The following is a 24368-nucleotide window of genomic DNA, read 5'->3' as shown; positions in this document are numbered from 1 at the left end:
CTTACGGTTGCAGACGGATTAGACCGCCTGCACCTGGTCAGCCTGCATGCCCTTCTGGCCCTGCACGGCGACGAAGGTCACTTTCTGGCCTTCCTGCAGCGACTTGAAGCCGGTGCCCTGGATGGCACGGAAGTGCACGAACAGGTCCGGGCCGCTTTCCGGGGTGATGAAGCCGAAGCCCTTGGCATCGTTGAACCACTTCACGGTACCGCTCTGACGATCTGACATTTACAAACTCCTGAACTATAGATGGATAAATCGCAGCGTCCGAAAAGCCGGAGCTGAGACTGAGTTGCAGGCGTTGGTAAAGCGGAACGATGAAGCGAGATCTGTAACGATCCGGCTGCATCAGGCCACGATTCACGGTGACCCTTGCAAACACAGTGCGTGCACAGTACTCGTGTTCCCAGCAAAAAGCGACACCCTGCGTCAAATTTTTTACTGTCAGGCCGGATCCGACCACCTGTCAGGCCCTTTCCCTCCCGATTTCAGCACATGAATACGCCTCCCCTGCCGTCCCGCCCGCAGATCTGGGTCGATGCCGACGCCTGCCCGGCCGTCATTCGCGACATTCTTTTCCGCGCTGCCGCACGGACCGGCGCGGCCGTGACACTGGTCGCCAATCATTTCCTGCAGACCCCTCGCCTGGCGCATGTGCGTGCGCTGCAGGTCCCCGGAGGGCCGGACGCGGCCGACGACCTCATTGCCGGACGGGTGGCTGCGGGCGACTTGGTCGTCACCCAGGACATCCCGCTGGCTGCCCGCGTCCTGCAGGCCGGCGCGGCCGCCGTCAGCCCGCGTGGCGAGCCGTTTACCAGCGACAGCATCAACGAGCGCCTGTCAGTACGCGGCTTTCTGGAAGAACTGCGCGGCGCCGGCGTCGTCACTGGCGGGCCTGCGGCGCTGCATCCGCGCGACCGTCAGGCATTTGCCGCCCAGCTGGACCGCTGGCTGGCCGAGGTGGCGCGCAGCTGAGCGCCGCACGCCGGGGTTGCAGCGGGGGCGTATCATGGGCGCCCTTTGCAACCGGCATCCTGATGGCCCTTACCGCCACCGTCCGCAGGGCGGAACTCCAGATCAGCGACATGGACCGTGGCTACTACGCCAACCATTCGTTGACCCTGGCCCAGCACCCCTCCGAAACCGACGAACGCCTGATGGTGCGGCTGCTGGCGTTCGCGCTGTTTGCCGACGACCGCCTGGAATTCGGCCGCGGCCTCAGCAACGAGGACGAACCCGACCTGTGGCGGCGCGACTACACCGGCGACCCGGACCTGTGGATCGACCTCGGCCAGCCGGACGAGAGCCGCGTGCGCAAGGCCTGCAACCGCTCGCGCGAGGTGGTGGTGATCGGCTACGGCGGCCAGGCCACCGAAACCTGGTGGAAGAAGCATGCCAACGCGCTGGGCCGGCACCGCAACCTGCGGGTGCTCGAACTGGAGTCGCAGGCCACCGAAGCGCTGGGCGCGCTGATCCAGCGCGGCATGCGCTTCGATGTGATCATCCAGGACGGCGAGGTGCAGATGCTGGCCGACCACGGCAGCGTCACCCTGACCCCGATGGTGCGGCAAGCTCCGGCCGAATGAGCACGCGTTGCGACGTGCTGGTCGTCGGCGCCGGCGCGGCCGGACTGATGAGCGCCTTCACCGCCGGCCGGCGCGGCCGCCAGGTGCTGGTGATCGACCATGCCAACAAGGTCGGCAAGAAGATCCTGATGTCCGGTGGCGGGCGCTGCAACTTCACCAACACCGGCACCACCCCGGGCAACTTCCTCTCGGCCAACCGCCACTTCTGCAAGTCCGCCCTCGCCCGCTACAGCCCGCTGGATTTCGTGGAGATGGTCGAGCGCCACGGCATCGCCTATCACGAGAAAGAGCTGGGCCAGCTGTTTTGCGACATCTCGTCCAAGCAGATCGTGCGCATGCTGCTGGACGAATGCGACGCGGCCGGCGTGCAGGTGCGTACCGACTGCAAGGTGCATTCGGTGCAGCGTGACAGCGATGGCTTCACCGTGGAGACCAGCCAGGGACGCGTGCAGGCGCAGTCGCTGATCGTGGCCACCGGCGGGCTGTCGATCCCGAGCATGGGCGCCAGCGGCTTCGGTTACGCGCTGGCCCAGCAGTTCGGCCACACGCTGTTGCCGACGCGCGCCGGGCTGGTGCCGCTGACCTTGAGCGGCAAGCACCAGGAGCGGCTGCAGGATCTGTCCGGGCTGGCGGTGCCGGTCCAGGCGCAGTGCAACGGCGCCAGCTTCCGCAACTTCATGCTGATCACCCATCGCGGCGTCAGCGGCCCGGCCATCCTGCAGATCTCCTCGTACTGGCAACCCGGCGACGAGCTGCGCCTGGACCTGCTGCCGGGCCAGGACGCCGCCGCGTGGCTGCGCGAACAAAAACGCCAGCGGGGCGCCACCGAGCTGCGCAACGTGCTGGCCGACGTGCTGCCACGGCGGTTTGCCCAGCGCCTGTGCGAGGTGTGGTTACCGGACAAGCCGGTCCGCCAGCTCGACCCCCCGCAGTTGCAGGCCGCCGCCGACCTGCTGGCCGCCTTTCCGCTGATCGCCAGTGGAACCGAAGGCTATCGCACCGCTGAAGTAACGCTGGGCGGTGTCGATACCCACCAGGTCTCCAGTGCGAGCATGGAGTCGCGCCTGGTGGCCGGCCTGTACTTCGTCGGCGAGGTGCTGGATGTGACCGGATGGCTGGGCGGCTACAACTTTCAGTGGGCATGGGCGTCCGGTCACGCCGCCGGGAGCGTAGCCTGATGCAACGTCCACAGGCGCAAACGTGGCCTGAGTCTCACCCCGGATGCGGCCTTGTCCACAGACATGGACGCAGTCGAGTTCCTTCGTATATTAAAGCCCGTCGCCAGGGAAACGCGCATGCAAAAAGGTAAAGATCTCACCCTCCGCTTGATGATGGTCGACGACAGCGTCGAAGGCGCAGAGGCGATCGTGACCGCGTTGCGCAACGGCGGCATCGCGGTGCGCCCATCGCGACCGCAGACCCCGGAAGAGCTCGCCAGCATGCTGTCGGGGCAGATCGACCTGGCCCTGTACGGGCAGGCGCTGCAGATCCCGATGAGTGTGTTGCAGCAGCAGATCGCCGGCAGCGGCAAGGACATCCCGATCATCCTGCTGGCCGAGCGGATCGAGGAAGACGCGCTGGTCGAGGCCGCCGCGCATGGCATCCGCGCCATCGTGCTGCGTCATCGCCCCGAACACCTGCTGGCGCTGGTGCGCTCGGAATGGGCCGACCTGCAGGCACGCCGCGGGCTGCGCCGCATCGAGGCGCAGATGCGCGAAACCGAACGGCGCTGCGATGCCTTGATCGCCTCCTCGCGCGACCCGATTGCCTATGTGCACGAAGGCATGCATATCCGTGCCAACGAGGCGTACCTGGACATGTTCGGCTTCGAGTCGTTCGACGATGTCGAGGGCGTGTCGCTGCTGGACATGATCGCCGCGCAGTACGTCGACGACTTCAAGCAGTTGCTCAAGGCGATGTCCAAGGGCGAGCCGCCGCCGGCGCAGTACAAGGTTGACGCGCGCCGGCTGGAAGGCGACACCTTCCCGGCGACGATGGAGTTCGCCACCGCCACGTATGAAGGCGAGCCGTGCATCCAGGTGGTGTTCCGCCGCCGCGAGGAATTCGACCCGGAGCTGGCGCGCGAGGTCGAGGACCTGCGTCAGCGCGACCAGGTCACCGGCCTGCTCAACCGCCCCGCCTTCATGGTGGCACTGGAACAGGCGGTGGCGCGCGCCGGCCGCAGCGAAGGCCAGTCCGGCTTCCTGCTGATCGAGCCCGACCATTACGCGCGCCTGCTGCCCGAGATCGGCCTGGATTCGGCCGACGCGCTGATCGCTGCCCTGGCCGCGCATGTGGCCAGCGTGACCGATGACAGCGTGGTCGCCGCGCGTTTCGGCGAGCACAGCTTCGCGTTGCTGATGGACGGCAATTACGCGCGCACGCACGCATTGGCGGAACTGGTGCGCGACGCGTTCGCGCAGCACGTCTTCAGCATTGGCGCGCGCTCGGCCACGGTGACGGTGAGCATCGGCGGCGTGCAGATCGGCGAGAAGATCGCCAGCATCGGGCAGGTGCTCAACCGCGGCACCGAGGCGGTACGCACCACCGCCGAGCTGGGCGGCAATGCAGTCAGCATCTACGACCCGGCAGCGGCCGACCGGGCCGAAGAAGAACGCATCGAACGCTGGGTGCAACAGCTGCGCGAGGCACTGGCCGGCGACGGCTTCCTGCTGCATTACCAGCCGGTGCTCAACCTGCAGGGCGAGCCGCTGGAGCTGTATCAGGTCTTCCTGCGGCTGGAGCGCAACGGCGAGATGATGTCGCCAAACGCCTTCATGGCGATCGCCGAAGAACACGATCTGATCACCGAGATCGACCGCTGGGTGGTGGCGCGCGCGATCCGCCAGCTTGGCGAGCGGCAGCGTGCGGGACACGCCACGCACCTGCTGGTACGCATTGGGCCCAACTCGTTTTCCGATCCGCAGATGGTCGACATCATCCGCGAGCAGCTGGCCGTGTATGGCGTGCCGGGCGAACGGCTGTGGTTGCAGACGCCCGAATCGAAGGTGTTCACGCACCTGCGCAACGCCCAGCAGTTCCTGGCGGCGGTGTCGGCGATGGGCTGCAAGGTCGGGCTGGAACAGTTCGGCTCGGGCCTGGATTCGTTCCAGCTGCTGGCGCATTTCCAGCCGGCCTTCCTCAAGCTCGATCGCGGCATCACCGGCGAAGTGGCCTCGGCCCGCGAAAGCCAGGAAAAGATCCGCGAGATCACCTCGCGCGCGCAGCCGGCCGGCATCCTTACCGTGGCCGAGTTCGTGGCCGATGCGCAGTCGATGAGCAGCTTCTTCAGCGCGGGGGTGGACTATGTGCAAGGCGATTTCGTCGCACCGACCGGGCCGTTGATGAACTACGAGTTCGGCTGAGGCCGCAGCCGCATCGCTGGCACCTCGCGCCAGGCAACAAAAAACCCGCGTGCTGCGGGTTTTTTGTTGGCTGGCGTAAACCAATGCGTCACGCGGGCATCTGGCAAGGCCGTCTTACATCGCCGCACCGTTGGCGGCACGCAACGCGGCGATGCGCTCGGCCAGCGGCGGGTGGCTCAGGAACAGCCGGCGCAGCCCGTCGCCCACACCGCCGGAGATGCCGAAGGCCTGCACCTGCGAGGGCAAGGTGTTCTGGCCGTGGTTCAGCGACAGGCGCTCCAGTGCGGCAATCATCTTGCCGCGACCCGCCAGCTGCGCACCACCGGCATCGGCGCGGAATTCGCGGCGACGCGAGAACCACATCGCGATCATCGTCGCGAACAGGCCGAACACCATCTCCAGCACGAACACGATGATGTAGTAGGCAAAGCCACGGCCACCATCGCGGTTGCCCGACATGGCACTGTCGATGATGCCGCCGACCACGCGTGCCAGCACGATCACGAAGGTATTGAGCACGCCTTGCAGCAAGGCCATGGTGACCATGTCGCCATTGGCGACATGTGCGATTTCATGGCCCAGCACCGCCTCGGCCTCGTCCTGGCTCATGTTCTGCAGCAGCCCGGTGGACACCGCGACCAGCGCGTTGTTGCGGTTGGCGCCCGTGGCGAAGGCATTGATTTCCGGGCCGTCGTAAACCGCCACTTCCGGCATGCCGATGCCGGCCGCCTGGGCCTGACGGCGCACCGTCTCCAGCAACCAGCGCTCGGTCGGCGTGCGTGGCTCGGTGATCACCTGCGCGCCAGTGCTGCGCTTGGCCATGAACTTGGACATCAGCAACGAGATGAACGAGCCGCCGAACCCGAACACGGCCGCCATCACCAGCAGGCCGCTCATCCGCGCGGGATTGACGCCCGCGACCGACATCACGATGCCGGCCAGCATCAACACCGCAAAATTGGTCAGCAGGAACAGGAAAATGCGGTTGAACATGGTGCGATGACTCCACGCGAGCAGGATGACCTGCAGCGGATCTGCGGTCGTCAGCGCTTGAAATCAAGCGATCACCTGACCGACGATTCAGCCGATCATGCCAGCCCTCCTCTACCGCGGCCGCTTCGCGCCCTCCCCGACCGGCCCGCTGCACTTCGGCTCCCTGCTGGCGGCATTCGGCAGCTGGCTGCTCGCGCGGCACGCCGGTGGCCAGTGGTGCGTGCGCGTCGAAGACATCGATCCACCGCGCGCCGAGCCCGGCGCCTGCGAACGTCAACTGCACACCCTGGCCGCCTTCGGCCTGCGCCCGGACCTGCCGGTGCTGTATCAATCCGACCGCCACGCGCACTACGACGCCGCCGTCACCAGCTTGCTGGAGGCGGGACTGGCCTTCGAATGCAGCTGCAGCCGCGCCGATCTTGCCGGCATGGGCGGCATCCACCATGCCTGCGTGGCGCCGCTGAGTGCCCGCCGCGCGGTACGCCTGCGGGTGCCGCCGCAGCCACCGGTCGGCTTCGACGACGCGCTGCAGGGCCACGTGGTGCAGGATGTGCATGCCGATGTCGGCGATGTGGTGCTGCGCCGCGCCGACGGCTACTGGGCGTACCAGCTGGCGGTGGTGGTCGACGATGCCGCGCAGGCCATCACCGATGTCGTGCGCGGCGCCGACCTGCTCGATTCCACCCCACGTCAGTTGCTGCTGCAGCGCGCGTTGGGCCTGCCGCAGCCACGCTATCTGCACCTGCCGCTGATCCTGGACCACGCCGGCCGCAAGCTGTCCAAATCGCACGCCGCGCCTGCGCTGGACGATGCAGACCCACAACCGGCGCTGCACGCCGCCTGGGCGGTCCTGGGACAGGATCCGGCGGCATTGCCGCGCCGTGCCGCGCTCGACACCGTGCTGCAGCATGCGGTGCAGCATTTTTTGCCGCAGCGGTTGCCCCGGCAGCTGCATCTGGATGCCAACGGACGCGCATCACCGCCCCGGCGTGACTAGAATTGCGCCCCAGCACCGGCGTCGGGCCAGGCAGCGCGCCTGTGCCCTGACCGCCGCAGTCTTTCTTCTGTCCATTGGAGTCGTCATGACATCTCGCGTCGTATTGGTCACCGGCGGCACCGGCGGTATCGGCACCGCCATCTGCAAGCGCCTGGCAGACCAGGGCCACCGGGTGGCCAGCAACTTCCGCAATGCCGAAAAAGCCCAGGCCTGGCAGCAGCGCATGCAGGGCCAGGGCTACGACATCGCCCTGTTCCGCGGCGACGTGGCGTCTTCCGAGCATGCGCGCAGCCTGGTCGAGGACGTCCAGGCAGCGCTTGGGCCGATCGAAATTCTGGTCAACAACGCCGGCATCACCCGCGACACCACCTTCCATCGCATGACCGCCGAACAATGGCATGACGTCATCAACACCAACCTCAACTCGGTCTTCAACGTCACCCGTCCCGTGATCGAAGGCATGCGCCAGCGCGGCTGGGGACGGGTGATCCAGATCAGCTCGATCAATGGCCTGAAGGGCCAATACGGGCAGGCCAACTACGCGGCCGCCAAGGCCGGCATGCACGGCTTTACCATCTCGCTGGCACGCGAAAATGCCGCGTTCGGGGTGACCGTCAATACCGTGTCGCCGGGCTATGTGGCCACCGACATGGTGATGGCGGTCCCGGAAGAGGTGCGCGCCAAGATCGTCGCCGACATCCCCACAGGCCGCCTGGGCCGCCCGGAGGAAATCGCCTATGCGGTGGCCTTCCTGGTGGCGGAAGAGGCCGCCTGGATCACGGGCTCCAATCTGGATATCAACGGCGGCCACCACATGGGCTGGTAACGTTTGCTGCAACTTCGCGATGCAGCATGAAAATCCCTTGAAAATCATGCTGCGCAGCATTTTTTTGGTGTGCGCTTAAGAAAATAAGGCCTTGCGGCGGTTGCAAGGGCTGCTGCGGTGCGCCATCCTGCGCGCACTATCGTTGTGAGTGAACGTTCCATGGCCGGACTTCGCATCATCAAGAAGTATCCCAATCGCCGTCTCTACGACACGGAAATCTCCAGCTACATCACCATCGAAGATGTGCGCCAGCTCATCATCGACGGCGAAGAATTCGAAGTACGCGACGCCAAGAGCGGTGAAGACCTCAGTCGCGCCGTCTTGCTACAGATCATTGCCGACCGTGAACAGGACGGCGAGCCGATGCTGTCGACCCAGCTGCTGAGCCAGATCATCCGTTTCTACGGCGACTCGCTGCAGGGCTTCATGGGCAACTACCTGGAGCGCAGCATGCAGGTGTTCCTGGATCAGCAGCAGCAGTTCCGCCAGCAGATGGGCAACCTGCTCGGGCAGACCCCGTGGGCGATGATGAACCAGCTGACCGAGCGCAACCTGGAGTTGTGGCAGGAGTTCCAGCGCAACTTCGGCGCCGGTTTCGGGCGTCCGGGCGGCCCTGGTACGCCGCCGCCGGGGGCGAGCGGCATGGGCAGCGGCCCGATGGGCACCGGCACCCACGGCACTGCCGCCGGTAGCGCCGGCACCACCGGCAAGGCCCGCAACCGCGGGTAACGCAAGCGCGGCGCCTGGAGCGTGAGACGCTCCACGGCGCCGCCAGTCAGCGGCCGGCCTGCTCCGCGCAAGCCGCGCAGATCCGCTCCACGTGGTACCCACGCGCGCGCAGGCGCTCGACCACTCCATCGCTTCCCAGCAGATGCAGCGCACCGACCACAACCAGCGTGGTCCCGCTCCCTTTGCCCAGCCGCTGTTCCAGCCGCGGCACCCAGCGCGCATTGCGCTCGACATTGATGTCCTGGTACAGCGCCGGATAGTGCTGCCGCATCTGCTCGGCCATCTGCGTGGACAGGGTGTGCACATCGCCATTGCGCCAGGCCGCGTGCAACTGACGCAGCTGATCGGTGGTGCCGGCGTCGTCCAGCGCCTCTTCCAGCAGCTGATGCTGCTCGGTGGGCGACATGCCGTCGAGCAAGGCAATCTGCTCCTGGGCGCGCTCCAGCCCATCGGCCGGTTTACCCTGGGCTTGCGCCTGCGCCATCAGGTAATGGTCCAGGCCGGCAGCCGGATCCATGCCTTGCCGGCTCATCTCCGCCAGGCTGATCGTCAACGCCACGAACCAGGGTTCCAGTGGCTGCAAGCTGTCCACCTGCATCCCGCGCTTGCGTGCGTAGCTGGTCAGCGCCTGCCAGGTCTTTGGATCGAGTACGTCCTGCAGGCGACGCCCGTCGCTGCGCCGCGCCGCCTGCAGCATGCGGCCGGCCAGTTCGGGCGATTGCGCGTCGGACGGCGGCAATTCGAACACCAACCTGTCAGCCTTGGCGAATGCCTGCATCACATCCGGCGACAAGGGGTAATCGCTGGGCTTGAGCACATGGAACGAGCCCAGCAGATACAGCGTGCCGCCCTTGCCATCGACCCTCCACAACAACGGCACCGGCGGCCCGGCAGGCGTGTCGTGGCCGGCACGTGCCCAGGTCGGTGCGGCTGCCCCGCTCCACAGCCCCAGCGCGATCACCGCGCCGCAGCACCAGGCGGCCAGCCGGGTGCGCATGCTTGCCTCTACCACGTCGCTGTCTCCACGTCAGTGCGGCACCTTGTAGGTTTTCTCGCCTGCCGATACCGCCAGGTCGATGCGGTTTTCCGGCGGCGGCAGCGGACAGGTCGCAAACGGAGTGAACGCGCACGGCGGGTTGTAGGCACGGTTGAAATCCACGACCACATGCCCGGAGGCATCGGGCACGTCCAGGTCCAGGAAGCGCCCGGCCGGATAGCTGCCGTGCCCGCTGGTGCGGTCGGCGAACACCACGAACATCGGCCGCCCCGGTTCGCCGATGGTCTGCAGCCGATACGCCTTGCCATCGCGCTCGAAGGCGATGGCCCCGGCATTGGGCTGCTCGCTGCTGATGCCGACGATGTCCACGATCGGAATGGTCTTGCCGACATCGTTGGGCACATAGCGTGCGCTGATGCGCCAGGACGGATCGGCCGGCCAGTACTCCAGCCCGGCGAAGTGGCTGCGCGACGGCGCGTCGGCATGCTTGACCCGCAGCGCGTTGCGGTCGCCGCGATGGATCAGGCTCAACACGCCCTTGCCGCCATCGAAATGGATGAAGGTCGGCTGCGGGTCGCGATCGGACTGGAAGCGGATCCGGCCGGTCAGCGGCTTGCCATCAACGCTCAATTCCGCGCCGCGCTCGGGCACGAACCAGACCGTGTCGGCCTCGGTGGAGACCATGCCCAGCTTGGGCGGCCCGACCGCCAGCCTGATGCCGCTGTCGGCACTGCTGCCGATGTAGTGCGCCTTCAGCGACAGCCAGTGCAGGCCGACCAGGCTGGTCCAGCCATCGGGCGCGCGCAGCTCGGTCAGGCGCGCTTCGCGCCAGGCCGCGTTGTCGGCCAGGAAGGCCTTGTCGAGTGCGGCCGGTGCCGCCGGCGGCGGTGCGTCCTTGCCGCAGCCGGCCAGCGCCGCACACACCAGCGTGCCGAGCAGCCAGCGGTTCCCCCTGTGCAATGCAGCCATCAGCGCCCCCTCAGGAACCAGCGATCGATTTCGCCCAGCGTAAACCGTGCCCAGGTCGGCCGACCGTGGTTGCATTGGCCCGAGCGCTCGGTGATTTCCATATCGCGCAGCAGTGCGTTCATTTCCGGCACGGTCAGGCGCCGGTTCGCGCGCACCGCGCCGTGGCACGCCATGGTGGAGAGCAGCTCGTCGCGCGCCCCGGCAATGCGCCGGCTCTGGCCATGTTCGCGCAGGTCGCCGAGCACATCGCGCAACAGCGCCTCGGGGTCGGCATTGGCAAGCAATGCGGGAATGCTGCGCACGTGCAGCGATTGCGGGCCGGCGCGGGTGACCTCGAAGCCCAGGCTGGCCAGCGTGTCGGCTTCGCGCTCGGCGGTGTCGGCCTCGCGCTCGCCCACCGCCAGCGTCATCGGCACCAACAGCGGTTGCGCGTGCAGGCCGATGCTGTCGTGCGCGTTCTTGAGCCGCTCGTAGCCGATGCGTTCGTGCGCGGCATGCATGTCCACCACGATCAGGCCTTCGGCGTTCTCGGCCAGGATGTAGATGCCGTGCAACTGCGCGACGGCATAGCCCAGCGGCGGCACGCCGCTGTCTGCGGCAGTCGCCGGCAGGCCCATTCCCGCGCCCTCGGGCAAGCGTGCCGACTGCTGCTGCGCGCCGCTGGGCGGCGGCGCATACAGCGCGCTGTAGGCCGCACGCGCCTCATCCACGCGCAGACCCAGCGGGGTCTGCGATGGCGTCCACTGGCCGTAGCCGGTGCCACCGCCGCCACTGCTGCTTCCGCTTCCGTAGCCTGGACGATCGAGCATGCCGCCCGGCACCGCGCCGACATCGCCGGTGCCTTCCGTAGCGCTGCTGTTGGGCATCGCGCCGGCGCGCGTCTGCGCCAGCGCGTCCTGCAAGGTGCGGTAGACGAAGTCGTGGATCAGCCGCGCCTCGCGGAAACGCACCTCGTGCTTGGCCGGATGCACGTTGACGTCCACGCGCGCCGGATCCAGCTCCAGGAACAGCACGTAGGCCGGCTGGCGGCCATGGAACAGCACATCGCCATAGGCCATCTTGACCGCGTGCGCGACGCTGCGATCGCGCACCGAGCGGCCGTTGACGTAAAGATACTGTTGGTCGGTACTGGCGCGCGAGTAATGCGGTTGGGCGACCCAGCCGTGCAGCCGCAGACCGGCGCCACTGTGATCGACGCGCAAGGCCTGTCGTGCGAAATCCTCGCCCAGGGTTTCGCCCAGACGCGCATCCGAATACAGGTCGCCCGGCTTGTAGCGACGCGAGGGTTTGCCGTTGTGCGAAACCCGCAATTCCACATCGGGCCGCGCCAACGCCAGTGAGCGTAGCCACTCTTCGATATGCCCCAGCTCGGTGCGCTCGGCACGCAGGAACTTGCGCCGCGCCGGTACGTTGAAGAACAGCTCGCGCACTTCGACCGTGGTGCCGGGCGCGTGTGCACGTGGCATCACCTCGCCCAGGCGGCCACCGTCGATCTCCAGCGCGGAGCCATGTTCGGCATCGTGGCGGCGCGAAATCAGGGTGAAACGGCTGACCGAGGCGATCGACGGCAACGCTTCGCCACGAAAGCCGAGCGTGGCCACGGTCTCCAGATCGTCCAGCGATGCGATTTTGCTGGTGGCATGCCGCGACACCGCCAGCGGCAGTTCGTCGGGGGTGATGCCGCCGCCGTTGTCGCGGATGCGGATCAGCCGCACGCCGCCCTCTTCCAGCTCGATATCCACGCGGGTGGCACCGGCATCGAGTGCGTTTTCGACCAGTTCCTTGACCACCGACGCAGGCCGCTCGACGACTTCGCCGGCGGCAATCTGGTTGATCAGGATCTCGGGGAGCTGACGGATCGCCATCAGCGCAGGCGCTCGTGCCGGACGCAAAGGTCCACGCGCATCGAGGGTGTAACAGGTAAGGCAGACGTCGGCACGGCAATCCGGCGGCGCACGGGCGCCGTCATCAAGGAATCAGTGCGGAATGATAGCCGAGCGGCTCAGCGGCTGCCGCCGGCCACGGTGCCGACGCCGGCATCGGCTTCGGCCTGCGCGCGCGCGGCAAACAAGGTGCCTGGCGGTGGCTGGCGGGTGAAGAAGGTATCGATGCCATCCAGCACGGCCGCGGCGATCTTGCGCTGGTAGGCCGGGTCGATCAGGCGACGCTCTTCGTCCGGATTGGAAATGAAGGCGGTCTCCACCAGCATCGCCGGCATGTCGGAGGTGCGCAGCACCGCGAAGTTGGCGCGTTCCAGCTGCGGCTTGTGGTTGTTGCCGATCCGCTTGAGGCCGCCAAGCACGTGCCCTGCCGCATCCTCGGAGGCCTTCATGTGGCCGCTCTGGGCCAGATCCAGCAGCACATTGGCCAGCGTGCTTTCGGTCTGCTGCAGACGCACGCCGCCGACCAAGTCGGCGGCATTTTCCTTGTCGGCCAGCCAGCGCGCGCGCTGCGAGGAAGCCCCCTTGGTCGACAGCACATAGACCGACGAGCCGGTCGCACTGCGATTCTCGGCAGCGTCGGCATGGATGGAGATGAAGATGTCGGCCTTGGCGGCGCGTGCCTTCTGCGCGCGCATCGGCAGCGGAATGAACACGTCGGTATCGCGTGTCAGGTAGGCCTTCATGCCGGGCGTGGCGTTAATCTGGCGCGCCAGTTCGCGCCCGACGGCCAGGGTGACATCCTTTTCGCGCTTGCCGGTGGGGCCCATGGCGCCCGGATCCTGGCCACCGTGTCCCGGATCGATCGCAACGATCAGCGGCCGCATTCCGGGTGCCATCTTGATCCGCGAGGCCTCGCTGGGCAGTACCGGACGCGGCGGCAAATCGTCGCTGTCCGCCGCGGCAACGCCGCCGGCGGTATTCGGTGTGGCAGTCACGGCATTACCCGACGCGGCGCCCATCGGCGCATTGCCGCCATTCAAGATGGCAGCCGGCGATGCGGCGTTGCCTGTCATCGCGGGTGCTGGCGACGTACCGGCGGTGGCGACGGTGCGATTGGAGGAGTTGCCGGCAGTGCCGGCTGGCGCGGACGTGCTGGTGGTTACCGCGGCCGCGGCCGTGCCTGGACGCGGTGTCGGCACGCCGGTGGCCACCGTCGTCGGTACCGGCGCCGGGGTCACGCTGGGCATGGCCGAGGCAGGGACATACGGTGCGGGCGCCGGCGCAGGCGGCACCACCGACGCACGCTGCGCAGACGCCGCCAACGCAGCGGTCGCGCGGGCCGCCTCGGATTGTGCATTGGCCGGGCGCGGCGGCGGCGTCGCAGGTGTTGTCGGGTTGGCAGCCACCGTGCCGGCGGAGACCGGCGAATCGCCCGGCCACTCGATCACCAGGGTCGACGCACTGCCCAGCGTCTGCATCTGCGGCTTCAACGGCGTGACCGGCGTCGCCAGCTCAAAGACCACCCGGAAGGTGCCCGGCACCGGTTGGCCGGTCCGCACCGAGGTCACCAGGCCGGCTGCGGGCGGCAATTTGAGGCCACGCACACCGGAAGAATCGGGAAAATCCACCACCAGGCGATTGGGGTTGGCCAGCGACAGCGTCTTGAATCCGCCGCTGCCGGCCAGCTGGATCTCCGCACGCGTGCCGGTGGCACCGGTGCTGATGCCGACACCCTTGATTTCGCCGGCCCACGCAGCAAAAACCGCCAGGCTGAGGCTGGCGGTCAGGGCGGAAACACAGAACTGGCGGAACCCCGGTGTCATGGCGCTGGATTCAAACACCCGAGCGTGTGAATTGCAAGGTGATTTCCCTTAATAATCCACAACCTGGCGTTCATTGTTGTTGTGAGCCGGCAAAAAGAGACTGCAACTGCGGCAAGCCTGACAGCCGCGTCACCCAGTCGCGCCCGGGTTGGCTGCGGCCCAGCAGCGTGACGCTGCGTCCCTCGCCATCGACCGCCAGTTCCACGTCAAGGTCCACCGGCGGCAGCGCGCCCGCGCCGCGCTCGGGCCATTCGACCAGCCACAGGCTCGCGCTGCCCTCGTCGAGCCCGAGAAAATCCAGTTCTCCGGCCTGCCCGATGCGGTACAGATCCAGGTGCCAGGCCTCGTCGCCGGTGCTGAGCGGATAACGCTCGACCAGGGTGTAGGTGGGGCTGCGAATCGGGCCGGTGACGCCGAGTGCGCGCAGCAGCGCACGCGCCAGTGTGGACTTGCCTGCGCCGAGATCGCCGTGCAGTTGCACCATCGCGCGGGTGGGCCGTACCGCCGCCAGGGCCTGCCCCAGGCTTTCGGTGGCCTGCGCATCGGCCAGGTGTGCGCTGAGCTGGCTCATGCAATGGCTCCGGCATTGGCGAAGCGACGCAGCTCGGGCAGCAGATCGGTCGGCAGCAGGCCGCGCTCGCCCGCGCGCGCAGCCGCATCGCCGGCGCAGGCATGCAGCAAGGCGCCCAGGCTTGCCGCATCGAATGGCGACCAGCCCTGTGCCAGCAAGGCGGCGATCACGCCGGTCAGCAGGTCGCCCATGCCGCCGACCGCCATGCCCGGATTACCGGCATCGATGATGCGCGGCACTGCGTGCGGCGCGGCGATCACGCTGCCGGCGCCCTTGAGCACCACCACGGCATCGAAACGTTTGGCCAAGGCGTCTGCGGCAGCCAGGCGGTCGTGCTGAACCTGCCCGGTCGACATCCCCAGCAGGCGACCGGCTTCGCCCGGATGCGGTGTCAGCACGCGCGGGCCGCGTGTCGGCACCTGGTTGGCGGCCAGCAGGTTCAGGCCATCGGCATCGATGACGACGGCACTGTCAGACGCCAACACGCCGTGCCACAACGGCTGCGCCCAGGCGTCCTGACCCAGCCCTGGCCCCAGTGCGACCACGTCGGCCGCATCGGCCAGCGCGGCGATGTCGTCGCCGGCCTGCAGCGCGCGCACCATCGCTTCCGGGCAGCGCGCCAGCAATGGCGCGACATGCTCGGCGCGGGTGGCGACCTGCACCAGCCCGGCGCCGCTGCGCAAGGCCGCTTCGGCGGTCAGCATGATCGCGCCGCCGCTGCCGAGGTTGCCGCCGACACACAACACGCGCCCGGATTCGCCCTTGTGCGTATTGCGTCGGCGCGGGCGCAACTGCGCGGCCAGGGCTGCGATGTCCCAGCTGTGCGCGGCCGGCGTCAGCCCGTCGAATGCCGCATCCGGCACGTCCAGCGATGCGACTGCGCGCGTGCCCGCATACTCCAGCGCATCGCCGGTGTAGAGCCCCACGTGCGGCACGATGAACTGCAAGGTGGCGTCCGCGCGCACCGCGGCACCGAAGGCCACGCCGTGATCGGCATCGATGCCGCTGGGCACATCCAGCGCAAACACCGGCACGCCGGCGGCGTTGATGGCATCGATCAACGCGCCGGTCTCGCTGTCGGGCGCGCGGTTGAGGCCGATGCCGAACAGCGCATCGACGATCACATCGGCCTGCGCCAGCGGAGATGGAAACAGGTCGATCGCACCGCCCACGCCCAGATAGTCGGTGCAGGCGCGCTGCGCCAGCGGCGCGGCCGGGCCGTGCCCGGGAAGATGCACCACCTGCACCTGGCGCCCGGCCCGCTGCGCCAGGCGTGCCAGCACATAGCCATCGCCCCCGTTGTTGCCGGTGCCGCAGACCACCACGATGCGGCGTGCCCGTGGCCAGCGTTCCGGCAGGACCTGCCAGGCGGCCTGCCCGGCGCGTTGCATCAAGGTATAGCCGTCGCCGCCGAGCAGCGTGGTGGCCTGCGTGTCCAGCCTGCGCGCGGCGGCGGTGTCGTAAAGATCGAGCGGTGCGTACATGCCGGGAATTCTATACTTGTCGCCATGTCTGCCGTCCTCGCCCGTCCCGACCCCACCGACGCCGCCGCGCGCATCCGTGCGCTCGCGCGCGAGGCGGGCTTCCAGCGCTGCGGCATCACCGGCATCGAGCTGGGCGAAGACGAGGGACACCTGCGCAGCTGGCTGGAAGAAGGCCTGTACGGGACCATGCACTGGATGGCCCAGCACGGCGACAAGCGCTCGCGCCCGCAGGAGCTGGTGCCCGGCACCCTGCGCGTGTTGTCGGTGGGCATGGACTACGGCCGCAAGGACGACAGCGAAGCCTGGAACACCCTGCACGACGGCCGCCGCGCTTACGTGGCGCGGTACGCGCTGGGGCGCGACTATCACAAGCTGATGCGCAACCGGCTGCAGAAACTGGCCGAGCGCATCCAGGGCGAAGTCGGCGCATTCGGCTATCGGGTGTTCGTCGATTCGGCGCCGGTGCTGGAGCGGGCGCTGGCGCGTAACGCGGGCCTGGGCTGGATCGGCAAACACACCTGCCTGATCGATCGCAAGGGCGGGTCGTGGTTCTTCCTGGGCGAGATCTACCTCGATCTGCCCTTGCCCATCGACACCCCGGCCACCGCGCATTGCGGCACCTGCACGCGCTGCATCGACATCTGCCCGACCCAGGCCATCATCGCCCCGTACCGGCTGGATGCGCGCCGCTGCATCGCCTATCTCACCATCGAGCACGAGGGCGCGATTCCCGAGCAGATGCGCAAGCCGATCGGCAACCGCATCTTCGGCTGCGACGACTGCCAGCTGGTCTGCCCGTGGAACAAGTTCGCCCAGCGCACCGACGAAGCCGATTTCCGCGCCCGCAACGAGCTGGATGTGGCAACGCTGCCGCAACTGTTCGCCTGGGACGAAGACGAATTCCTGCGCCGCACCGAAGGCAGCCCGATCCGCCGCAGCGGCCATCAGCGGTGGTTGCGCAACATCGCCGTCGGCCTGGGCAATGCGCCCGGCACGCCGGAGGTGCTGGCGGCGCTGGAGGCGCGCCGCCACGACGACTCGGAACTGGTACGCGAACACGTGGGCTGGGCGCTGGCGCAACACGGTTTGTAGGTTTGCGCCCGATGCGCTCACGCATGCGCATCGCCGCTGCGGGATAATGCGGCGATGGCCGACCGCAACGAACAGATCCTCACCCCCAGCCAGCTCAACACGCTCGCGCGCGACCTGCTGGAAGGCAGCTTCCCGCTGGTGTGGGTGGAAGCAGAGCTGAGCAGCGTCACGCGCCCGTCCTCGGGCCATCTGTACTTCACGCTCAAGGACGCGCGCGCGCAGATCCGTTGCGCGATGTTCAAGCCCAAGAGCACCTGGCTGAAGTTCCAGCCGCGCGAGGGCCTGCGCGTGCTCGCGCGCGGACGCCTGACGCTGTACGAAGCGCGCGGCGACTACCAGTTGGTGCTCGACCACATGGAAGAGGCCGGCGAAGGCGCCCTGCGGCGCGCCTTCGACGAACTGCGTGCGCGCCTGGCCGCCGAAGGCCTGTTCGATACCGAGCGCAAGCAGCCGTTGCCGGCGCATGTGCGGCGGCTGGCGGTGATCACCTCGCCCAGCGGGGCGGCGGTACGCGACGTGCTCAGCGTCCTGGCGCGCCGCTTTCCGTTGCTGGAAGTGGACCTGTTGCCCTCGCTGGTGCAGGGCGACAGCGCCGCTGCGCAGATCACCTCGCTGTTGCAGCGCGCCGATGCGTCCGGGCGCTACGACGTCATTCTGATCACCCGTGGTGGCGGCTCGCTGGAAGACCTGTGGGCCTTCAACGACGAACGCCTGGCCCGCACGATTGCCGCCACGCGCACGCCGGTGGTGTCGGCGGTCGGGCACGAGACCGACTTCAGCCTCAGCGATTTCGTGGCCGATGTGCGTGCGCCCACGCCGTCGGTCGCGGCCGAACTACTGGTGCCCGATCAGCGCGAGCTGGTTGCGCGCGTGCGGCGCGCGCATGCGCGCATGGCCCAGCTGCAGCAGCATGCGCTGGCCACTGCGATGCAGCGCGCCGACCGGCTCGCCCTGCGCCTGCGTGCACACAGTCCGCAGGCGCGGCTGCAGCTGCTGCAACGCCGCCAGCAGGATGCCGGACGCCAGCTGCGCGCGCGCCTGACCCAGGTGCTGGAGCGCCTGCAGGCGCGTGTGCAACGGTCGCAGGCGCGCCTGCAGGCGCACAACCCGCAACGCGACCTGGCCACGCTGCAACAACGGCTGCGTGCACTGCATCCGCAGGCAGCGATGCAGCGGCGCCTGCAGCACGACCAGCTGCGGCTACGCAGCCTGGCACGCTCGCTGGAAGCGGTCAGCCCGCTCGCCACCGTCGCGCGTGGCTACGCCATCGTGACCCGCCCCGCCGATGGCAGCGTGGTGCGCAGCGCCGCCGAAGTCAGCGCCGGCGAACGCCTGCGTGCGCAGCTGGCCGATGGCAGCATCGCGGTACGGGTCGAGCCGGGGGACGCCTGACATCCGGCAAGACATCACGCGCGCGCTAACCGTGATCGGGCGTCTGCGCCGCCTGCTGCCAACCTTGCAGCAGCAGCCCGGCCAGCGCGACCGGATCATGGTCGAAATGATGCCCGCCCGGGCGCGCCACCACCTGCACGCCCCGCGCGCGCAGCTCCGGGCACAGCGTGTCCTTTTCCTGCTCGCCGTAGATGCATTGCAGGCGATGCGCGTCCAGCGACTGGATCGCCGGTTCCACATCACGCTCGGCATCGTTGTGCCAGCCCAGCCAGCCACCGACGCGCACCTTGAAATTGGCTTGATGGGCAAGGCCCAGCAGGCTGACGAACTGCACCGATGCACGTTGCTGCGGCGACAGCTCGGGATAGGCAAACGGCAGCACATCGGCACCGAACGAGTAGCCCACCAAGGCAACGTGCTGGATATGCCAGCGCTGCCGATAGCTTGCGATCACCCGATCCAGGTCCGCCCCGACCTGCTGCGGCGTGCGGCTCGCCCAGAAGTAGCGCAGGCTGTTCCAGCCCACCACCGACACCCCCTGCTGCTGCAATTGCGCGGCGATGCCCTTGTCCAGTTCGCGCCAGCCGCCGTCGCCGGACAGCATCACCACCATGCGGTCGCTGCCGGGCGCATGCAGTTCGACCAGCGGCAGATCGCCCACACCGTGCGCCTGGGCCGTGAGGAAATGGCCGCGGGTGGCGGCAGCGATCTGCGTGGGGCTGGCAGCGTCGACCAGATCGTCGAGGAAGCCCTGGTTGGCATCGGGCATGTCGCGTGCGCAGGCCAGGCCGCCAGTGCTGGCGCCGCCATCGGCGACAACCGCGCCACCCAGCACGTCGGGCGCGGCCGAGGCCAGCGCCTGCCGCGCTAGCACCGCGCCATCGCCCTGCCCCACCAGGACCGGCGGCAGGAATGCGTCGACATGCTCGGCGCGCAGCAACTTCTTGCCCAAGCGTTCGGCATCGTCGGCCAGGGAACTGCAGGCCGCATGATGCGCGCGCACGCGTTCGCGATAGCTGGCGGTGTCGATCACCGCGACCAGCGCGCCATCGTTGCTCAGCATCTCGGCAAGCCGCTGGCCGTCCTGCGCATGGCCGCTGTCGGGCAACAGCACCACCATGGCCTTCGGCGTGCCTTCCGGACGCAGCACCTCCACCGAGCGGTAATGCCCGGCGGTATTTCCGTCCTGCAGATGCCGCGCCACGGCGTAGCCGCTGCCGCCGATCAGCAGTAGTGCGACGACCCAACGAAACAGTTTGATTCCCCAGCCCATCACCGCAATCCTCGCAAGCGCTGGCGCTTGGACCGCGGCCAGGGTGACCGGTTCCAGCGCGATCACGGTCGGTGTTCGCTGCGGTTAAGCCAGCGCGCTCACCTCGGTGTGTGGCCGCCGCGACGCGGAAGACCGTGCACGTCGTCGTCGATGTCGTGCCCCGAGACGCGGGTATGGCACACAACATGGCGATCGGCGATCACTGGCCATGCGGGCGCAGACCGCGCATGCGCAGCGGCAATGCAACTGCGCCCTAGATGCCGCGCGCCAGGCGAAAGCCGATCCGCGCGCTGGTGCTGTCCGAATCCTGCGACTGCCGCCAGGCCGCACGCGTCTGCTGCGGCGAATTGGCCCAGCTGCCGCCGCGGATCATGCGCTGCCGGCAGCCGGGGTTGAACCACGCCGCACCGTCGGCCGGCGCGCGGCGGTAGCTGGCATGCCAGCAGTCGGCCACCCACTCGCTCAGGTTGCCGCCCATGTCGTGCAGCCCCCAGGCGTTGGCGCGAAAGCTGCCGACCGGCGCCGGGCCCCAGAAGCCATCGCCGTAGCCGACAAAGCCGTTGTTCCAGTGCCGGCCGCTGCGCGAGACATCGTTGCCGCCGGTGAAGTTGCCCGCATCCAGCGGCGGCGAGCCGGCATTGCCCCAGGGATAGCGCCCGGTGGTGCCGGCGCGCACCGCGTATTCGAATTCGGCCTCGCTGGGCACGTGGTAGTGGCGGCCGGTCTGTTCCGACAGCCAGCTCGCATAGGCTTCGGCGTCGCGGATGCTGACGTGCATCACCGGGCTGTTGGGGGCGGCCTGCGCGCCGTTGTAGTCGGACTGCCAATCCACCCCGTTGCGGCGGATGAAGTTGCCGCTGCGCTCGTCGTACACCACCGAATGCCCGCGCCGGGTGGCGCGCGGGCGGGCGCCGGTCGCCTCGACGAACTGGCGGAACTCGGCGACCGTCACTTCGGTGATCGACAACGCAAAGCCGCGCGCGAAACGCACGTAATGCGACGGCCGCTCGTTGTCGGAAGCGCCGGGCTCGGCATCGCCTGCGCCCATCTGGAACGCGCCATGCGGCACCACGATCATCTGCGGACCACGCCCGCCGACCTTGAGCCCGTCGGTGAACACCTGCCCGGGGCGGAAGCTGCCGTAATGGGTGGCCAATTCCAGCCGCCGCCGCAGATCGCCAGCCACCGCATCGCCCGGGTCCGCGATGCGCAGCACTTCGGCCAGGGTCTCGCCGGCCGCCTTGAGGCCGCGCGGGGAGGTCAGATCGTGCAGGCCGGCGTCGTGCAATGCGGCGATCTGGGCACGGCGCATGCGCTCGATGCGCGCGCGTGCGTCTGCAATGGTCGGGGCGCGCTCACGTACCTGCCCGGCCATCTGCAACCAGTAGCGCGCGCCGATGAAGTCGCTCGCCTCCGCAGCCTGTTCGGCGCGTGCCAGCAGGCCGCTTTCCACCGCAGCCAGCCCCTGGCGCGTGCGCGGGTTGTCCGGATCCAGCTGCGCCGCATCGCGAAAGTTCACCAGCGCCCCGTTGCCGTCCTCGCCCAGGCGGCCGCCGCGCAGATCCTCCTCGCCGGCACGGTTGAAGCTCAGCACCCGCTGCGCGGTTTCCACCGCGCGTTGCAGCGTACGCACCTTCGGATCCTGCGGAGCGAGCGCCAGCGCCACGATGGCCAGCTCACGTGCCTGTTCCAGTGCACTGTCCTGGCGGTCGGTCTGCTCGATCAGCGCTTCGCCCAGCTCGATCAAGCGACGCCGCGCCTGTTCCAGCCCGCGCCGGCTGGCCGCGTCCTTGCCGCCGGCGCGCTGCTGGATCGCCAGGTACAGCGGAATCGCGTCGTCCGCATTGCGATACAGCCGGTCATCCTGCAACGCCTGGTCGGCGCGCTTGCGCGCCTGCGCCAGTGTCTCGTCGCCCAGGTCCACCGGCGGTGGCCGCCATTGCGCCACGGTCTCGGCGGACTCTTCGCCACCGATGGACACATTCGGCTGGCTCGACGGCGCGGCGGCGGCTGGGGGCGCCGCGGCAGGCGCCGGCGTCGGTGTCCGCGAACAGGCGCACACGCCTAGCGCGAGCAAGGCCCATGCTGCGATCCGGTTACCGCACTCACCCACCACCTGCTCCTTCCAGTGCTCTGCCGCACGACAGGCGATCGCGACGTTAGGCTATTCTGCGCGTTCTGCGCAAACCCTCGCTGTCGACGGAAATCACGTGCCCCATTGGATCACCCACCCCTCCGAGCTGACCGAACGCCTGCAGGCGTCGCGTCCGTCCCGCATTGGCCTGGATACCGAATTCATTCGCGAACGCACCTACTGGCCGCAACTGGCACTGGTGCAGATGGCCATCGGCGAGGAGATCCTGTTGATCGACCCACTGATCCCGGGCATGAACGAGGCGCTCAAGGCGTGGTTGACCGCCACCGACATCGTCAAGGTGATGCATAGCGCCAGCGAGGATCTGGTCACCTTCAAATGCGCGTGCGGGGTATTGCCGCGGCCGTTGTTCGACACCCAGATCGCCGCCGCGCTGGCGGGTGTGGGTGGCGGCATGGGCTATCAGAAACTGGTGCAGGAAGTGACCGGCACCTTGCTGAGCAAGGGCGAGACGCGCTCGGACTGGATGCGCCGCCCGCTGTCGCCGGCGCAGCTGGAATACGCCGCCGACGATGTGCGCTACCTGTTCGCCATCCACGACGAACTCACCCGTCGCCTGACCGAGCAGGATCGCCTGGGCTGGCTGGCCGAAGATGCCGAGCGCCTGCTCGCCACGGTGGAGCACGACGACGGCGAGCGCTGGCCGCACGTGAGCCTGCGCACCGCGCAGTTCCTGGAACCGGCGGCGCAACGTCGCCTGTTGCGCCTGCTGCGCTGGCGCGACCTGCAGGCGCGTCAGAGCGATCGCCCGCGCAGCTGGATCCTGGACAATGAACTGGCCAGCCAGCTGGCACGGTTTCCGCCGGCTGATCTGGACGCCCTGCTGCGTCAGTTCGACAAGTTCCCCAAGGCGCCGCGCAAGCTCGCCGCCGCCGTATGGGAAGCGCTCAACACGCCGCTGCCCGACGAGGAGCACGCGCCGCTGGCGCAGGCCGCCACCGACGGCAACAAGGTCGTGCTCAAGCGCCTGCAGGATGCGGTGGCCCAGCGCAGCCGCGAGCTGGGATTGCCCGACGGCATCCTGGCCTCGCGCCGGCACCTGGAAACCCTGATCGAGCAACGCAGCTGGCCTGCACCGTTGGGACAATGGCGCCGCCATGCCCTGGAAGCGCAGCTGACACCACTGCTGGAAGACACTGCGACGCAGTGACGTGGTGCAGCGGTCCTGAGATCACGCCTCCATGCGCCCGCCGCGAGGCGGGCAAAGCGCAGGTGGTTTTCAGCCAGCTTCACTTCCACAGCGCAGCCCGTGGATCGGACCACACGCGCGAGCAGCATCTCCGTCGATCGCCTCATCTGATTGATATCGCGCCATCGAAGCTGGCGCAGTCAGGACATGTTTTGGTCACGAAGCGGTCAGTGTCTGACCAGAACTGCATGGATGTGTCATCTCGCCTGGCCTGCTGCTGTATCGTTACGGCCGGGGTCGCCGTGTGCGCAAGCATGTTCGGCGGCCTCGCCAGACACCGCGAACGCGCGAACAGGCCCTGTGAAAGGCCTGCTCACTATCTGCAGGCGCGCGCGCAACGGCCGCCCCCGGGCCACATGCCATAATGACGCGTGTCCATCGGGCAACGTCTCCACCACTTATTCCGAGGCTATACCTCTGTGAGCAATACCACTTCCAAACTGGATTCCATCGCACAAGCCAAAGCCAAGCTGCTGGACGAGCTGCAGAAGCTGGAAGAACAGGAAAAGACCGAGCGCGCCAGCGAGGCATCCTCTGCGCATGCCACCATCGTCTCGCTGCTGGAACAGTTTGCCGGCCACTTCAACACCAAGCAGCGCAACGATATTGCCGCTTACCTGGGCACCACTGCTGCACGCAAGGACGTGGTCAAGAGCGGCCGCAGCGAAGTCAAGCCGAAGTACGAACTGCCGCACACCGGCGAGACCTGGTCCGGTCGCGGCCGCACGCCCAAGGCCTTCGCCGCCTGGGAAGGGTCGGTGTCGTACAAGGAATGGAAGGCCAAGAATCCGGACCTCAAGTTCCCGCTCGTCCGCGAGTGATTGCCGCAGGATCGCGCCTTCGGGAGGCGATCCACGCCGCCGGCCTGCTTGGCGAATCGCGCCACATGTGGGTAGAATCAGGACACGTGGGGCGGTAGCTCAGCTGGGAGAGCGTCGCGTTCGCATCGCGAAGGTCGAGGGTTCGATCCCCTTCCGCTCCACCATTGCTTCAACCGTAGGGCCTCGGAAACGCCATGTTTCCGGGGCCTTTTCGTGTCGGGCG

The 24368-nt window shown here is 68.1% G+C and carries 21 protein-coding genes and 1 tRNA gene; 12 read left to right on the top strand and 10 right to left on the bottom strand.

The genetic code is table 11. From position 1 onward, the window contains the following. Positions 1 to 18: 18 nt before the first annotated feature. Positions 19 to 228 (bottom strand): cold-shock protein, encoded by a 210-nt coding sequence (locus CPBF1521_RS10200; RefSeq protein ID WP_006451993.1) that lies wholly within the window; start codon positions 226 to 228, stop codon positions 19 to 21. A 267-nt stretch (positions 229 to 495) separates the two neighbouring features. Between CPBF1521_RS10200 and CPBF1521_RS10195 the strand changes: the two genes are divergently transcribed. From CPBF1521_RS10195 to CPBF1521_RS10180, 4 genes are all read left to right on the top strand, one after another. Next, positions 496 to 975: a YaiI/YqxD family protein gene (locus CPBF1521_RS10195; RefSeq protein WP_115676884.1), complete on the top strand. Its 480-nt coding sequence runs from the start codon at positions 496 to 498 to the stop codon at positions 973 to 975. Positions 976 to 1037: 62 nt separating this feature from the next. Then, complete coding sequence (locus tag CPBF1521_RS10190) at positions 1038 to 1586, top strand: YaeQ family protein (protein ID WP_104582185.1); 549 nt, start codon at positions 1038 to 1040, stop codon at positions 1584 to 1586. Next, entirely contained in the window at positions 1583 to 2764 is a 1182-nt protein-coding gene (locus CPBF1521_RS10185; RefSeq protein WP_115676883.1) for a BaiN/RdsA family NAD(P)/FAD-dependent oxidoreductase, read from the top strand. The genes CPBF1521_RS10190 and CPBF1521_RS10185 overlap by 4 nt, the downstream gene beginning before the upstream one ends. 117 nt (positions 2765 to 2881) lie before the next feature. Then, positions 2882 to 4951 carry a GGDEF/EAL domain-containing response regulator gene (locus CPBF1521_RS10180; protein ID WP_104649041.1) on the top strand — a complete coding sequence of 690 codons (2070 nt, stop codon included), beginning with the start codon at positions 2882 to 2884 and terminating at the stop codon, positions 4949 to 4951. 114 nt (positions 4952 to 5065) lie between these two features. Here the strand turns inward: CPBF1521_RS10180 and htpX are convergent, their stop codons facing one another. After that, the gene (htpX, locus tag CPBF1521_RS10175; protein WP_115676882.1) at positions 5066 to 5944 is read right to left on the bottom strand and encodes a protease HtpX; all 879 of its coding nucleotides are present in this window, start codon (positions 5942 to 5944) and stop codon (positions 5066 to 5068) included. Positions 5945 to 6041: 97 nt separating this feature from the next. Between htpX and gluQRS the strand changes: the two genes are divergently transcribed. The 3 genes from gluQRS (at position 6042) to phaR (ending at position 8496) form a co-directional block, all read left to right on the top strand. Then, on the top strand, positions 6042 to 6941 hold the full coding sequence (gene gluQRS, locus CPBF1521_RS10170; RefSeq protein WP_115676881.1) for a tRNA glutamyl-Q(34) synthetase GluQRS: 900 nt from the start codon (positions 6042 to 6044) through the stop codon (positions 6939 to 6941). 85 nt (positions 6942 to 7026) lie between these two features. Further along, positions 7027 to 7767 carry a beta-ketoacyl-ACP reductase gene (gene phbB, locus CPBF1521_RS10165; protein ID WP_115676880.1) on the top strand — a complete coding sequence of 247 codons (741 nt, stop codon included), beginning with the start codon at positions 7027 to 7029 and terminating at the stop codon, positions 7765 to 7767. Positions 7768 to 7926: 159 nt separating this feature from the next. After that, on the top strand, positions 7927 to 8496 hold the full coding sequence (phaR, locus tag CPBF1521_RS10160; RefSeq protein WP_104582180.1) for a polyhydroxyalkanoate synthesis repressor PhaR: 570 nt from the start codon (positions 7927 to 7929) through the stop codon (positions 8494 to 8496). A 46-nt stretch (positions 8497 to 8542) separates the two neighbouring features. On the opposite strand, the gene CPBF1521_RS10155 is transcribed toward phaR, so the two are convergent. From CPBF1521_RS10155 to CPBF1521_RS10130, 6 genes are all read right to left on the bottom strand, one after another. After that, the gene (locus CPBF1521_RS10155) at positions 8543 to 9493 is read right to left on the bottom strand and encodes a TraB/GumN family protein (RefSeq protein WP_115676879.1); all 951 of its coding nucleotides are present in this window, start codon (positions 9491 to 9493) and stop codon (positions 8543 to 8545) included. Between the two features lie 30 nt (positions 9494 to 9523). Beyond that, complete coding sequence (locus tag CPBF1521_RS10150) at positions 9524 to 10462, bottom strand: DUF1684 domain-containing protein (protein ID WP_164740221.1); 939 nt, start codon at positions 10460 to 10462, stop codon at positions 9524 to 9526. Then, positions 10462 to 12327, bottom strand: a complete 1866-nt coding sequence (gene mutL / locus CPBF1521_RS10145) for a DNA mismatch repair endonuclease MutL (RefSeq protein ID WP_115676878.1) — start codon at positions 12325 to 12327, stop codon at positions 10462 to 10464. Before mutL ends, CPBF1521_RS10150 begins: the two co-directional genes overlap by 1 nt. A gap of 137 nt (positions 12328 to 12464) precedes the next feature. Further along, positions 12465 to 14168, bottom strand: coding sequence for an N-acetylmuramoyl-L-alanine amidase (locus tag CPBF1521_RS10140; RefSeq protein ID WP_115676877.1), 1704 nt, complete (start codon positions 14166 to 14168; stop codon positions 12465 to 12467). 70 nt (positions 14169 to 14238) lie between these two features. After that, a complete protein-coding gene (tsaE, locus tag CPBF1521_RS10135) occupies positions 14239 to 14739 on the bottom strand; it encodes a tRNA (adenosine(37)-N6)-threonylcarbamoyltransferase complex ATPase subunit type 1 TsaE (RefSeq protein ID WP_115676876.1) in 501 nt (166 codons plus the stop codon). Beyond that, on the bottom strand, positions 14736 to 16223 hold the full coding sequence (locus tag CPBF1521_RS10130) for an NAD(P)H-hydrate dehydratase (RefSeq protein WP_115676875.1): 1488 nt from the start codon (positions 16221 to 16223) through the stop codon (positions 14736 to 14738). The genes tsaE and CPBF1521_RS10130 overlap by 4 nt, the downstream gene beginning before the upstream one ends. 24 nt (positions 16224 to 16247) lie before the next feature. Between CPBF1521_RS10130 and queG the strand changes: the two genes are divergently transcribed. Continuing rightward, on the top strand, positions 16248 to 17315 hold the full coding sequence (queG, locus tag CPBF1521_RS10125; protein ID WP_104649052.1) for a tRNA epoxyqueuosine(34) reductase QueG: 1068 nt from the start codon (positions 16248 to 16250) through the stop codon (positions 17313 to 17315). Between the two features lie 54 nt (positions 17316 to 17369). Further along, complete coding sequence (xseA, locus tag CPBF1521_RS10120) at positions 17370 to 18707, top strand: exodeoxyribonuclease VII large subunit (RefSeq protein ID WP_115676874.1); 1338 nt, start codon at positions 17370 to 17372, stop codon at positions 18705 to 18707. Positions 18708 to 18732: 25 nt separating this feature from the next. Here xseA and CPBF1521_RS10115 read toward each other — a convergent pair whose 3' ends face one another. Beyond that, a complete protein-coding gene (locus CPBF1521_RS10115) occupies positions 18733 to 19980 on the bottom strand; it encodes a virulence factor (protein ID WP_115677111.1) in 1248 nt (415 codons plus the stop codon). A gap of 253 nt (positions 19981 to 20233) precedes the next feature. Continuing rightward, positions 20234 to 22093 carry a formylglycine-generating enzyme family protein gene (locus CPBF1521_RS10110; RefSeq protein WP_181901189.1) on the bottom strand — a complete coding sequence of 620 codons (1860 nt, stop codon included), beginning with the start codon at positions 22091 to 22093 and terminating at the stop codon, positions 20234 to 20236. 97 nt (positions 22094 to 22190) lie between these two features. Between CPBF1521_RS10110 and rnd the strand changes: the two genes are divergently transcribed. From rnd to CPBF1521_RS10090, 3 genes are all read left to right on the top strand, one after another. After that, a complete protein-coding gene (gene rnd, locus CPBF1521_RS10100; protein ID WP_115676873.1) occupies positions 22191 to 23285 on the top strand; it encodes a ribonuclease D in 1095 nt (364 codons plus the stop codon). Positions 23286 to 23743: 458 nt separating this feature from the next. After that, positions 23744 to 24145, top strand: a complete 402-nt coding sequence (locus CPBF1521_RS10095) for an H-NS histone family protein (protein WP_104649055.1) — start codon at positions 23744 to 23746, stop codon at positions 24143 to 24145. An 88-nt stretch (positions 24146 to 24233) separates the two neighbouring features. Then, a tRNA-Ala gene (locus tag CPBF1521_RS10090) sits at positions 24234 to 24309 on the top strand. Positions 24310 to 24368: the final 59 nt, after the last annotated feature.

Source organism: Xanthomonas euroxanthea, from assembly GCF_900476395.1.
Lineage (GTDB): Bacteria > Pseudomonadota > Gammaproteobacteria > Xanthomonadales > Xanthomonadaceae > Xanthomonas > Xanthomonas euroxanthea.
Note: the sequence above shows the minus strand (reverse complement) of the source record. Positions and strands in the feature narration are given on the sequence as shown.

Excerpts from the sequence above, each read along its gene's own strand:
- xseA (WP_115676874.1), top strand. The coding sequence starts at position 17,370 with ATGGCCGACCGCAACGAACAGATCCTCACCCCCAGCCAGCTCAACACG.
- CPBF1521_RS10180 (WP_104649041.1), top strand. The coding sequence starts at position 2,882 with ATGCAAAAAGGTAAAGATCTCACCCTCCGCTTGATGATGGTCGACGAC.
- phaR (WP_104582180.1), top strand. The coding sequence starts at position 7,927 with ATGGCCGGACTTCGCATCATCAAGAAGTATCCCAATCGCCGTCTCTAC.
- CPBF1521_RS10150 (WP_164740221.1), bottom strand. The coding sequence starts at position 10,462 with ATGGCTGCATTGCACAGGGGGAACCGCTGGCTGCTCGGCACGCTGGTG.
- CPBF1521_RS10140 (WP_115676877.1), bottom strand. The coding sequence starts at position 14,168 with ATGACACCGGGGTTCCGCCAGTTCTGTGTTTCCGCCCTGACCGCCAGC.
- htpX (WP_115676882.1), bottom strand. The coding sequence starts at position 5,944 with ATGTTCAACCGCATTTTCCTGTTCCTGCTGACCAATTTTGCGGTGTTG.
- phbB (WP_115676880.1), top strand. The coding sequence starts at position 7,027 with ATGACATCTCGCGTCGTATTGGTCACCGGCGGCACCGGCGGTATCGGC.
- gluQRS (WP_115676881.1), top strand. The coding sequence starts at position 6,042 with ATGCCAGCCCTCCTCTACCGCGGCCGCTTCGCGCCCTCCCCGACCGGC.
- CPBF1521_RS10185 (WP_115676883.1), top strand. The coding sequence starts at position 1,583 with ATGAGCACGCGTTGCGACGTGCTGGTCGTCGGCGCCGGCGCGGCCGGA.
- CPBF1521_RS10190 (WP_104582185.1), top strand. The coding sequence starts at position 1,038 with ATGGCCCTTACCGCCACCGTCCGCAGGGCGGAACTCCAGATCAGCGAC.
- queG (WP_104649052.1), top strand. The coding sequence starts at position 16,248 with ATGTCTGCCGTCCTCGCCCGTCCCGACCCCACCGACGCCGCCGCGCGC.
- CPBF1521_RS10115 (WP_115677111.1), bottom strand. The coding sequence starts at position 19,980 with ATGGGCTGGGGAATCAAACTGTTTCGTTGGGTCGTCGCACTACTGCTG.
- CPBF1521_RS10200 (WP_006451993.1), bottom strand. The coding sequence starts at position 228 with ATGTCAGATCGTCAGAGCGGTACCGTGAAGTGGTTCAACGATGCCAAG.
- tsaE (WP_115676876.1), bottom strand. The coding sequence starts at position 14,739 with ATGAGCCAGCTCAGCGCACACCTGGCCGATGCGCAGGCCACCGAAAGC.
- CPBF1521_RS10130 (WP_115676875.1), bottom strand. The coding sequence starts at position 16,223 with ATGTACGCACCGCTCGATCTTTACGACACCGCCGCCGCGCGCAGGCTG.
- CPBF1521_RS10195 (WP_115676884.1), top strand. The coding sequence starts at position 496 with ATGAATACGCCTCCCCTGCCGTCCCGCCCGCAGATCTGGGTCGATGCC.
- CPBF1521_RS10155 (WP_115676879.1), bottom strand. The coding sequence starts at position 9,493 with ATGCGCACCCGGCTGGCCGCCTGGTGCTGCGGCGCGGTGATCGCGCTG.
- mutL (WP_115676878.1), bottom strand. The coding sequence starts at position 12,327 with ATGGCGATCCGTCAGCTCCCCGAGATCCTGATCAACCAGATTGCCGCC.